Below are 12,091 nucleotides of genomic sequence, written 5' to 3'. Positions count from 1 at the left end.
AAAGCCGCACGTGTTTCAGTCGCGGATCCCGACCTGCGCCGCGAACGGACCGAACCGGTCCCCGTCCACATCGCCGATGGTTTCGATCGCTCGCCGGCCCGCTCCGCCTGCGAAGGTCGCCGGTGCATCGGACAGGTTGAACACGCAGAGCGCCTGCTGCCCGTCCAGTTCGCGTTCGAATGCGAAGATCGAATCCGATGCCTCGACGATGGTCATGCTGCCTGACCGCAGCGCCGGATGGGCGTTGCGCAGGCGCAGGACACGCCGGGTAAAGTTCAACAGCGACGCATCGTCCTCCGCCTGCCGGTCCACCGCCAGCGCCCGGTGCGCCTCGCCGGTCGGCAGCCAAGGCTTGCCCGACCCGAACCCCAGATTCTCCGCATCCGCCGCCCATGGCATCGGCGTGCGGGCACCGTCACGCGACAGGGTCAGCGGCCAGTTCGCGATCGCTTCCGGATCCTGCAGATCCTCGAATGCGATGTCGACCTGCGGCAGCCCCAGTTCCTCGCCGTTATAGAGGAAGATGTTCCCGCGCAGGCAGGCGAGCAGCAGCATCTTGATCCGCCCGAACGCCCCCGCATGGGCCGGGTCGGTCAGCCAGCGCGAGACCGCACGTGGCGCATCATGGTTCTCGAACGCCCAGCTCGGCCAAGGCGCATCCTCGCCCCAGGTATCGAACGCGTCACGCAAGATACGGGGCGACAGTTCGGGCGCGTAGAGAAAGTCGAAGCCATAGGCGGTGTTGAGCCGCCGGTCGCCCTCGCAGAACAGCTTCATCTCGCGCGTCGCATCGTCGCCGCCGATCTCCGCAACGGTGAAGCGATCGCCATAGCTGTCGAGCAGCGCGCGGACGTGTTCGAGGAATGCCGGAATGTCCGGATGCCCCTGATTGTACAGCTTGCGCTGGAAATCGAACGGGCGGGTCCGCGTTTTGCCGTTGCTCGGCATCGGCGGATTGTCGCGCAATTCCGGGTCGTGCATCGCGAAGTTGATCGCGTCCAGCCGGAACCCATCGACGCCGCGGTCGAGCCAGAAGCGCGCGGTGTTGAGCAGCGCTTCCTGCAGCTCCGCATTGTGGCCGTGGAGCTGCGGCTGTTCCTTCAGGAAATTGTGCAGATAATATTGCCCGCGCCGCGCGTCCCACGTCCAGGCCGGGCCGCCGAACACCGACTGCCAGTTGCTCGGCGGCGAGCCGTCGGGCTTGGCATCGGCCCACACATACCAGTCGGCCTTGGGGTTGGTACGGCTCGACCGGCTCTCCACGAACCAGGGGTGTTCGTCGCTGGTGTGCGACCACACCTGGTCGATGATGATGCGCAGGCCCAGCGCATGCGCCTTGGCGATCAACGCATCGAAATCGGCGAGCGTGCCGAAGATCGGGTCGACATCGCAATAATTCGCGACGTCATAGCCGAAATCCTTCATCGGTGAAGTGAAGAACGGCGACAGCCAGATCGCATCGACGCCCAGCGATGCGACATAGTCGAGATGCGCGGTGATTCCGGGCAGGTCGCCGATCCCGTCGCCATTGCTGTCGGCAAAGCTGCGCGGATAAATCTGGTAGATGGTCGCGCCGTGCCACCACGGACGGGCGGTGGCGGGTTCGGGGGCGATCGTCCGGGCGGCTGCTTCGGTCATTATCGGGTCTCCGCGGCGCACACCGCATAGCCAAGGGCGGGAATGGTCAGGCGGATCGCACCCGGCGCGGTCACGCTGCCGCATGTGCCGGACAGGGCGCGGAACCGGGTGGAGGCGGTCTCGACCTGCACGTTGCGGGTGATCGGCGCGTCCGATGTGTTGAACACCAGCAGCACCTCACCGCCGCTCATCGGATCGAACCGCGAAATGGCGAGGAGACCCGGCTTGTCCTCCCGCGCGCGCAGCACTTGCCGGCCGCGCGTCAGCGCCGGGGTCTCGTTCCGGAGCTTCGCCAGTTCGGCGATCTGCCGGTACAGCGGGTGGCTAGGCGTGAAATTGGCGGTCGCGGTGGTCGCATTGGTGCCGACCAGCTTGTTGTCGTTGTACGACGCGACCTGGGACGCGAACATGTCCTCGCGCGCGTCCTGATCGTTGCCGTCACCGGCAAAGCCCTGTTCGTCGCCTGAATAGATCGTCGGCACGCCCCGCAGCGTCAGCAGCATCGCGTTCGACAGCATCACCCGCGACAGGATTTCCGCATCGCTCGCCTGCGGCCGCGCCTGCCGCAGGTAGAAGGCGAAGCGGCCATTGTCGTGGTTGCCGGTAAAGGTCGGCAACTGCCGCGCCATCGCCTCGCCGCCGGCATAGAGCACGTCGCCGTCGAACACAGTCTCGAACACATCAGTGCCCTTCGTACCCGCAACACTCTGCAACACCGCCTCGCGAAACGAGAAGTCGAGCACGGCCGGGAACTTGCCGGTCTTGGTCCAGGCGGCGAGGCCACCCGCGTCGAGCGACGACAGCGCGACTTCGCCGAAGACGTGGAAATTGGGGATACCGCGCGCCTTCGCCCGCGCCTGCATCGCCGGCACGAACGCCGCCCAAAATTCCGGGTTCACATGTCGCGCGGTATCGATGCGGTAACCGTCGATCCCGAACCGGTCGATCCAGCCGCCGAAGATATCGATCATCCCGGCCACCACGCGCGGATTCTCGGTCATCAGGTCGTCCAGCCCGACGAAATCGCCCATTTGCGAGCTTTCGTTGCTGAACGTCGTGTTGCCGCGATTATGGTAATAGATCGGGTCGTTGAGCCATGCCGGCACCTTCACCGACCGCTCGGCCGGCGGCACGAACGGGGTATAGGCGAAGGACGGATCGGTCAGCTTCGCGAAATTCTCCGCCGTCTGCACGCCATCGCCGGCAAAGCCCCGGTTCTTGGCCCTAGCCGAATAGGGATAATCCGCGCGGCTGCGATAGACGCACTCGGCCTTCCCCACGCATTCGCGATACTGGATCACGTCGGCGGTATGGTTGGCGATGATGTCCATATAGACCTTCATCCCACGCGCATGTGCCGCATCGACCAGCGCCTTGAAATCGGCATTGGTCCCCAGATGCGGGTCGACCTGGGTGAAGTCGGTCACCCAATAGCCGTGATAGCCGGCGGACTCGCTGCCCGGCCCGCCCTGCACCGCCTTGTTCTTGAAGATCGGCCCGACCCAGATCGCGGTGGCACCCAGCGACTGGATATAGGGCAGCCGCGCGGTCAGCCCTTTCAGGTCGCCGCCATGATAGAAACCCTTGGCGGTCGGATCGAACCCATGGACCAGCCGGTCGCCGGTCATCCCGCCGCGGTCGTTCGCCTTGTCGCCATTCTCGAACCGGTCGGGCAGGACGAAGTAGATGACCTCGTCCTCCGGCGCCCGCGCACGGAAATCCTGCGCGACGGCAGCGACGGGCAGCGCGCTGGCACCGAGGGTCAGGGCGAGGAGCAGGGATCGGATCACGCGGCAACCTTTGCGTCGGGCGCCGGGCAATGGGCGCGGAGAAACTGGTCATGGGTCGGCATCCGCGCGACCGTGGCGGCTACATGTTGCGCCGAAATGTCGAGAAACTGGTCACGCCGGGCGGCGGGTAGGGCATCGGCGAGCGGGTGATAGCCCTTGGCGACCACCCCCTGCCCGACCAGCAGCTGCAACCACGCGACCTCGGCGAACAATTCATGCTCGTCGCGGACGATCCGCCCCGATTGTTCGAACAGCGCGATGCGTTCGATCAGGCTATCGGGCAGCGGCGTCGCGCGACGTTCCTGCCAGAACGGCTCGTCCCGCCCGTTCAGCGCATAATGCGCGATCAGGAAGTCGCGGATGCTCAGCCATTCGCGCGCCGATTGCCGATTGAACTCGGCGATATCGGCGGTGCGGGGCTTGGCGCTCGGCCAAAGCGACAACAGCCGCGCAATCCCCGACTGGACCAGATGGATCGACGTCGACTCCAGCGGCTCCATGAACCCGGCGGCCAGCCCGAGCGCAACGCAATTGCCGATCCACGGCGCCTGACGCCGCCCGGTGGTGAAGCGCAACGGCCGGGGATCGCCCAGCGCCGCCCTATCAAGATTGTCGAGCAATGTCGTCGCGGCCTCGTCGTCGGACAGATGCGCGCTCGAATAGACGAGGCCGTTGCCCGTCCGCTCCTGCAACGGGATACGCCATTGCCAACCCACCGTGCGCGCCGTCGCCCGGGTATAGGGCGTGATCGGCTCGACCGATGCGCACGGCACCGCCAGCGCCCGGTCGCACGGCAACAGCGCCGACCAGTCGTCCCAGCGATCGCCCGCCATCCGCCCGATCAGCAGCGCGGCGAACCCCGAACAGTCGATAAAGAAATCCGCCTCGACCCGCCGCCCATCGTACAGCGTAACGCCGGCGATCAGGCCGGTTTCACCGTCCTGCGAAACATCGACTACGCGCCCTTCGACCCGGACGACGCCCGCGCGCTCGGCCCGCTCACGCAGATAGGCGGCATAGCGCGCCGCATCGAAATGATAGGCCCAGGCGATGCCGGACGGCGCCTGCGGATTGCCGGGATCGCGGTCGAACCGGTTCGCTGCCGCCGCGACCGCGCAGGCGCTGTGCGACCACAGCGACTGCGGCCGGTCGCCCCCGCCCGCCGCCAGCCAGTAATGGTGGAACGGCACCAACCCGACCGCGCGGCCGATCGTGCCGAAGGCGTGGAGGTAGCGGCTGTCCGCGCCGTTCCAGCCGGCAAATTCGATGCCCAGCTTGAAGCTGCCGCCGGTCCGCGCGACGAAATCATCCTCGTCGATGCCGAGATGCTGGTTGAACAGCCGCAGCTGCGGAATGGTCGCCTCGCCCACCCCGACCGTGCCGATGGCATCGGATTCGACCAGCGTGATGACGGTGCCGGCGGGCAGAAAGCGGGCCAGCGCCGCCGCCGCCATCCATCCGGCCGAACCGCCGCCGATGATCGCGACAGTCCGGACGGGTTCCTGATCGATCGCCATCATCGCCTCCGTCACGTCGGTCCCGCCTGCCCGATCATGGGCAGGCGGGGTAGAGCATCAGAACCGGAACGATGCCCCGGCCAGGAAGCGCCGGCCATAGCTCTGATAGTCGATCACGGCGAGGTCGTACGCTGGATCGACGGTCGCGAAGCGTTCGTCGGTCAGGTTCTGCCCCTGCACGAACAGCGACAGCCCTTCGAGCGCGGTGCCCTTCTGGAACTCGTAACCAATCTGCGCATCGATGATCGTCTCGTCCAGTGCACGGCGGCGCTGGCGATTACCGCCAAAGCCCGACAGTTCACCCACGAAGGTCGAGCGATAGCGCGCCGATCCGCGGGCGCTGAAGCCCCACTTCTCGAAATACGCCGTGCCGTTGATGACCCACTTCGAATAGCCGGGAATATCCTCGGCCGGGGCGGTCGGGGTGGGCTTGATCTGCGTCTTGGTCCACGATCCGCCACCGGTCACGCCGAACCCGTCGAGGAACGACACGAAGGTGTTGAGCGGCAGCGTAGCGGCCAGTTCGACGCCGTAGATGCTGCCACCCTCGCCGTTGATCGGCACGTCGGCCCGGCCCAGCGTCGGGGTGCCCGGCGGCGTACCGGTGGGCGTCGGGAAGCCCGCATAGTCGAACGGGATGGTCTGGTTGTACACGAACGACTTCAGGTCCTTGTAGAACCCCTGCGCCGCGATGTAGCCCGCCCGGCCGAAATACTTCTCCAGCGTAAGATCGAACGAATTCGACCGGATCGGGCGAAGGAACGGATTGCCGCCGCCGCCGGTGATGATGCGTTCCTGCGGGTTATACCCATAGCCCTGCGACACGCGCATGTCGTCGAGTCGCGGCCGCTGCACCTGCCGCGCGGCACCCGCACGGATCACCCAGTCGCCGGGCATGCGCAGCGACAGGTTGATGCTGGGCAGCAGGTCCCAATAATCCGCACCGCGAATGGTCGGGACCAGCGTCCCGGCGGCGGCAACCAGACCCGACGACTTCTGTTCGGTATTGACCGCCTGAACGCCGATATTGCCGGTCAGGATCGATGCGCCGATGTCCTGGTTGATGTCCGCCTGGACATACATCGTCATCAGGTCTTCTTCGATCCGGAACGCCTTCGCCGGGACGTCGAGGCTGGTGTTCGCGATCAGCGAATAGACACCGCCTGCCAGCAGGTCGCGCGGGTCGTAGCTCAGCATCGGCCCCAGCCCGAGATAGCTGAGACTGGTCGGCTCCTTCACATACTGGTCGGGAATGCGCAGCTGGCGCAGGCCACCGCTCAGCGCGAGCAGCGCTTCGTCCGGGGTCAGCGACTTGTCACGATCGGTGTAGTTCAGCCCGACCTTCACCGCGCCGAAGAAATTGTCCAGTTCCTTCTCGACTTCGAAGCGATACTGCGCGATCCGGTCCTTGACGATGCGATCGTTGAAATAGCCCGCCTGCAGATTGGCGCCACCCCAGCCGAGCGGATCGGTCAGCAGGATCAGGTTCGGGTCCGAATAGTTCAGCGTCGGCGAGAAGCGCGTGCCGGTCTTGCCGCTGGTGAAGGAAATCGTGTCCTTCGCCCCGACATTCTGGCCGTAGCCGGTGCCGGCATAGCTTTCGAGGATGATCTCCTGCCGATCGGTCTTCGAATAGCTGGCGTCGAGCGTCGCGTTCCAGCCGTCATCGCCGCGCCACGCCATGTTGTAGCCGAACGAATAGAGCTTCGCCTTGCGCTCGAACGCGTCGTTGCGGACCACGCCCTCGACATTGCCGAACGTGCCAGAGGTGATGAAGCCGTCGCTGTTCGCTGTCGTGTTGGTCAGCTTCACGCCATTGGGATTGGCGGCGTTGTTGAAATCCTGACCATAGCCCAGCGGCAGTTCGATGCCGCGCTTGATCTGGTCGTCGTTGAAGTCCGAATAGAAGCCGTCGACCGTCACGGTCAGGTTCGGCACCGGCCGGTACTGCAACGTCCCCGACAGACCCAGGCGCTTGAGCCGCGTCGAGGTGACGTACGACTTCGACCCGCCGATCACGCCCTGCCCGTTGAAACCGGCATAGCCCCAGGCGTTGAACTCCTGGATCTGGTACGGTTCGTCCAGATAATTGGCCGACAGCGCGACGCCGATCGTCTCGTCGGCGAACTGGTCGATATAGGTGCCGTTGACGCGATAGCCCTTGTCGCGCGATCCGGCGTTCAGCTTGCCCAGATCGGCATAGGTGCCGCGCGCGCCGATCGAGATCGCCTGACGCCCATATTCCAGCGGCCGGACGGTGCGCAGGTCGACTGTACCGGACAGGCCCTGCCCGACCAGGTTCGCCTGGCCGGTCTTGTACACCAGCACCTGGCTCATGATTTCGGCCGGATACTGGTCATATTCGACGGCGCGGTTGTCGCCGGTCGACGTCTGTTCGCGGCCGTTCAGCAGCGTGGTCGAGAAATCGGGCGCGAAACCACGGATCGAGATCGAGTTCGACCGGCCCGAGACACGCTGCGAGGTAAGGCCCGGCAGGCGGGCGATCGATTCCGCGATCGACGCATCGGGCAGCTTGCCGATATCTTCCGCGCTGATCGATTCGACGACCTGATCGCGGTTCTTCTTTTCGGCGACGGCGTTTTCCAGGCTGGCGCGGAAGCCGGTGACGACGATGTCGGTATCTTCTTCCGACGCCGGAGTCGCGGTCGGATCGGTCGCGTCGGCCTGCGCCGGCGCGGTCTGCGCAACAGCGGTGCCTGCCCCGGCCAGCAGCCCTGCGACCATCAATGCCGTGATGCTCGACCCCCGCGCCAATTTGGCGCACGTCGACGCTTGAGATGAATACCGCATGATCCAATCCTCCCCAACGATGGTTGATTCCCCGGCTCTTTCGCCCGGTTCGTCCGTACCGCCCTATTGAAACCATTGGGGCATGTTGAGAAGCGGACAGCATACGTATTCAGTCGCCCCTTGCCCCACGTTATGCGTCGCCGCTACACCGGCGGCAACGCCCATGGGGGGCCGGGAGAGGACATCGCATGGCGGCGGGCGACAAGCCGACCTCGTTCGACATCGCGGCACTGGCCGGCGTGTCGCAACCGACGGTCAGCCGTGCCCTGCGCGGCGACCGGACGGTGAGCGCCGCCACCCGCCTCCGGATCGAGGCGATCGCCGCCCAGCTGAACTACAAGGTCGACAAGAACGCCTCCGCGCTCCGCCGAGGCAGCACCTCGACCCTGGCGCTGCTGTTCTTCGAAGACCCCGCACCCGACGGATCGCGGATCAACCCGTTCTTCCTGTCGATGCTGGGGTCGATCCTCCACACCTGCGGCGCGCGCGGCTACGACCTGCTGACCTCGTTCCAGCAGCTCTCCGCCGACTGGCATGTCGATTATGAGGACAGCCGCAAGGCCGACGGGCTCATCCTGCTCGGCTATGGCGATTTCGACGATTATTCGCGCCGCCTTGATCAGCTGGTCGCGCAGGGGACGCATTTCGTGCGCTGGGGATCGGCCGATCCGGCGCATCCCGGCACCGTCATCGGCTGTGACAATCTCGGCGGCGGGCGCGATGCCGGCCAGCATCTGATCGACCGGGGTCGGCGCAGCATCGCCTTTCTCGGCGATGCATCGAGCCACTATCCGGAGTCCCGCGACCGCTATCGGGGGCTCACCGCCGCGTTGCAGGCGTCGGGCCTGCCGGTCGATCCGGGATTGCAGGTCGATGCGCTGTCGAGCGAGGCATCGGGCTATGACGCCGCCAGCCGCTTGCTCGCCCGCGGGATCGCGTTCGACGGCATCTTTGCCGCATCGGACATGATTGCGCTGGGCGCGATGCGGGCGCTGGCCGAAGCGGGGCTCAGCGTGCCGGGCGATGTCGCCATCATCGGCTTCGACGACATCCCCGCCGCCTCGCTCGCCCAACCGCCGCTGACGACGATCCGACAGGATTATGCGCGCGCCGGCGAATTGCTGGTCGACATGCTGATCCGCCGCATCAACCGCCGCGAAACCGCGCCGGCGCTACTCCCGCCCGAACTGGTAGTGCGCAAGTCGAGCTGAGGGCAGTAGCGCCAGCAACAACGTCATACCGGACTTGATCCGGGGCCCTCCTTCTCCCGAAGCCTGAACCCTCCTCATCGCGACAAACGTCATCCCAGCGCAGGCTGGGATCTCTCGGTGATCGCACACGGCAGGAGCCGCTTGAGGCCCCAGCCTGCGCTGGGGCGACGTATCGCGCCGGGTAGATCACGTGCCAGCTTCTTCAAAAATGCTGGACCGGATCACATCCGGGATGACGATCGAGTACCCCTGAGAGCCGCCCCTTCAAACCCCGACCGAAATCTCCGTCCCCGCCACGCCCGGCACATCGACTTCGAACTGGAACAAATTCCCCGCCAGCGGCTGCGCCGCCGCCTGTTCGGCGTCGTGATGCTTGTTCGCGGTGGTTGCGAACACCGTCCGCCGGTCCGGCCCGCCGAACGCAACCTTCGTGATTGCATCGACCGGCATCCGCAACGTCTCCAGCAACTCGCCCTTCGGTGAATAGCGGCGGATGCCCCAGCCGGTGTACAGGCCGATCCAGACGCAACCTTCGGCGTCTACCGCCGGGCCATCGGGATAACCTTCGTCGTTCGGGATCGACACGAACAGCCGCCGATCGGTCAGCGACCCGTCGTCGGCAATGGTGCAGGCATAGACATGCCCGCCCAGCGTATCGACATGATACAGCGTCCGCCCGTCCGGGCTGACCGCCGGGCCGTTGGTGATCGCGACCGGCGGCGCCGACGCGACCGCCCGCCCGTCTGCGCCTAGGCGATAGATGGTCCCGGTCGCGGCACTTTCGCCATCATCCATCGTCCCGAACCACAGCCGCCCCGACGAATCCACCGTCGCATCGTTCAGCCGGTTGCCCGGCAGATTGGGTTCGGGATCGACCAGCAGTTCGAACCCGCCCGTGACCGGATCGAAGCGATGCAGCCCGGTCTGGAGGCCCGCGATGAACTTGCCGTCCGCCGATGGAAGCACGAAACCGCACTGGCCGGGTGCTGCCCAGCTGCGCCGCTCACCGCTCGCCGGATCGTAGCGATGGACGCGCGGCGTCTTGATACAGCCGAACCAAAGTGCCTGGTCCCGATCGACCCAGATCGGTCCCTCCAGCAACGGTGCCGCCAGGTCCCAGACGCTGACCGGTTCGGATTTCTGTACCTTGGTCATCCTAGCGCCACCCTGCATCCACGAAAAAGCTGTGCCCGGTTACCAGCCGCGCATCGTCGGAGGCAAGGAACAGGATCATCGCCGCGATGTCGCCGGCGACCAGCCGACCGTTCAGGCACTGCGCCTTCACGATCTCCGCCTCGCCCTCCGGCGTGTACCATTTCAACTGCCGCGGGGTGCGAACATTGCCCGGGATGACACAGACCGAACGGATGCCGTCGCCGCCCAGTTCGCGTGCGAAGCTGCGGGTAAGCCCTTCGATCGCCGCCTTGGCGGTCTGGTACAGGGTCAGCTCCTCGAGCGCCAAATGCCAGCTGATCGACCCCATGTTGACGATCACGCCTTTGCCCCTGGCCTTCATGCCCGGGATCACCGCCTGCGCGGCGAAGAACAGGTGGCGCAAATTCACGCCCATCCGGTTGTCCCAATAGGCTTCGTCGACCTGCTCGATCGAATGGCGGTCGTCGCTGGCGGCGTTGTTGACGAGCACGTCGAACTCACCGCCCTGCGCGATCGCATCGGCTATCGCGGCCTTGAGCGAAGCGATATCGGTCAGGTCGACCCGCTGGAACATGGGGGTCGGACCGACGTCTGCCAGTTCCTCGATCAGCTTGCGCGAATCCTCTTCGGCAATGTCGAAGAAGGTGACGTGCGCGCCCTGTCGCACGAACCCTTCGACCACGCCCGCACCGATCCCCGACCCGCCGCCGGTGATGAGCACGCGCTTGCCGGCGAGTGACGGATAGGAAGCACGGGCTTCGGGCGCGATCGGGTAGGCGAAATCGTCAGGCGACATGGAGGTTTTCCAGCAAAGAGGTGTCAGGCGGCGATCAGGCCGCGGCGCGCAAGGTTGCGCATCAGGTCGCGGATGCCGAACCGCCACGGCTCGGCCACCTTCGACGTGGTGACGGTGTTGACCAGCTCGCCCAGCGACGTGGTGCTGATCCGCACCACGTCGCCCGGCTTATGGGTGAAGCCCCGGCCCGGTTCGTCACGATCCTGTACCGGCGCGAACAGCGTGCCGAGGAACAGGACGAAGCCGTCGGGATACTGGTGCTCCGACAGCGCCTGCCGCACCAGATCCTCCGGATCGCGGCTGATCTCGCGCATCGTGCTGGTGCCGGTCAGGACATAACCCTCCGGTCCATCGATGCGCAGGTCGACCACCGCGTCGCGGACGGTGTCCATGGTGAAGGTGCCGTCGAACAGGCGGATGAACGGTCCGATGCCGGTCGAGGCGTTGTTATCCTTCGCCTTGCCGAGCAGCAGCGCCGAGCGTCCTTCGAAGTCGCGCAGGTTGACGTCGTTACCGAGTGTCGCGCCGACGATCTTGCCGTCGCTGGTGGCGACGACGACGATTTCCGGTTCGGGGTTGTTCCACGACGAGTCCGACCGGATGCCGACTTCACCACCCCAGCCGATGGTCGAAAGCACCGGTGCCTTGGTGAACACCTCCGCATCGGGGCCGATCGCGACCTCCAGATATTGCGACCACATGCCCGCGTCGATCAGCGCGGCCTTCAGCTCGGCGGCCTCGCTCGACCCCGGCTTCACCGAGCGAATGCCCCCGCCGATGCGCGCTTCCAGATCGCCGCGAATACCCTGCGCCGCATCGGCATCGCCACGCGCGCGCTCCTCGATCACCCGCTCCAGCGCCGAAACCGCGAACGTGACGCCCGCCGCCTTCACGCATTGCAGGTCGATCGGCGACAGGATCGGCGGATGCTCGCCCGCCGGATCCGCCAGCGCGGCGGTGTCACACACCACCGGACCGTCAAGCGACGCGATATCGCTGCACTCCAACAGGTCGGCGACGGTCGCGGCATGCGCCGATACGTCGATAACCTTGCCGCCCTTCACCACCACCGGCGTCGGGCCGTCGGCCAGCTGCATCCGCCCGACCAGCAGCGCCTGGTCATGATCGGCCGGCAGCATCCGCGCGGCATGTTCGCTTTTCATGTCCGTTTCC

8 protein-coding genes are annotated in these 12,091 nt (G+C 65.9%); 1 reads left to right on the top strand and 7 read right to left on the bottom strand.

From position 1 onward, the window contains the following. Window positions 1-15 precede the first annotated feature (15 nt). From AVT10_RS01740 to AVT10_RS01725, 4 genes are read right to left on the bottom strand one after another with little or no spacing between them, the layout of a single operon-like run. Complete coding sequence (locus AVT10_RS01740; protein ID WP_066687503.1) at window positions 16-1,638, bottom strand: alpha-glucosidase family protein; 1,623 nt, start codon at window positions 1,636-1,638, stop codon at window positions 16-18. Further along, window positions 1,638-3,428: an alpha-amylase family glycosyl hydrolase gene (locus AVT10_RS01735; RefSeq protein WP_066687500.1), complete on the bottom strand. Its 1,791-nt coding sequence runs from the start codon at window positions 3,426-3,428 to the stop codon at window positions 1,638-1,640. Before AVT10_RS01735 ends, AVT10_RS01740 begins: the two co-directional genes overlap by 1 nt. Continuing rightward, window positions 3,425-4,945 (bottom strand): tryptophan halogenase family protein, encoded by a 1,521-nt coding sequence (locus tag AVT10_RS01730; protein ID WP_066688084.1) that lies wholly within the window; start codon window positions 4,943-4,945, stop codon window positions 3,425-3,427. Before AVT10_RS01730 ends, AVT10_RS01735 begins: the two co-directional genes overlap by 4 nt. A gap of 57 nt (window positions 4,946-5,002) precedes the next feature. After that, complete coding sequence (locus AVT10_RS01725; RefSeq protein ID WP_232307827.1) at window positions 5,003-7,756, bottom strand: TonB-dependent receptor; 2,754 nt, start codon at window positions 7,754-7,756, stop codon at window positions 5,003-5,005. 188 nt (window positions 7,757-7,944) lie between these two features. Between AVT10_RS01725 and AVT10_RS01720 the strand changes: the two genes are divergently transcribed. Next, window positions 7,945-8,967 carry a LacI family DNA-binding transcriptional regulator gene (locus AVT10_RS01720; RefSeq protein WP_066687496.1) on the top strand — a complete coding sequence of 341 codons (1,023 nt, stop codon included), beginning with the start codon at window positions 7,945-7,947 and terminating at the stop codon, window positions 8,965-8,967. Window positions 8,968-9,231: 264 nt separating this feature from the next. On the opposite strand, the gene AVT10_RS01715 is transcribed toward AVT10_RS01720, so the two are convergent. The 3 genes from AVT10_RS01715 to AVT10_RS01705 are packed head-to-tail and all read right to left on the bottom strand — an operon-like array spanning window position 9,232 to window position 12,081. After that, entirely contained in the window at window positions 9,232-10,122 is an 891-nt protein-coding gene (locus AVT10_RS01715; protein ID WP_066687492.1) for an SMP-30/gluconolactonase/LRE family protein, read from the bottom strand. A gap of 1 nt (window position 10,123) precedes the next feature. Next, on the bottom strand, window positions 10,124-10,918 hold the full coding sequence (locus tag AVT10_RS01710) for an SDR family NAD(P)-dependent oxidoreductase (RefSeq protein WP_066687491.1): 795 nt from the start codon (window positions 10,916-10,918) through the stop codon (window positions 10,124-10,126). Between the two features lie 23 nt (window positions 10,919-10,941). Next, a complete protein-coding gene (locus tag AVT10_RS01705) occupies window positions 10,942-12,081 on the bottom strand; it encodes a fumarylacetoacetate hydrolase family protein (RefSeq protein WP_066687485.1) in 1,140 nt (379 codons plus the stop codon). Window positions 12,082-12,091: the final 10 nt, after the last annotated feature.

Source organism: Sphingomonas hankookensis (assembly GCF_001619955.1).
In the GTDB taxonomy this organism is placed as follows: Bacteria; Pseudomonadota; Alphaproteobacteria; order Sphingomonadales; family Sphingomonadaceae; genus Sphingomonas; species Sphingomonas hankookensis_A.
Note: the sequence above shows the minus strand (reverse complement) of the source record. Positions and strands in the feature narration are given on the sequence as shown.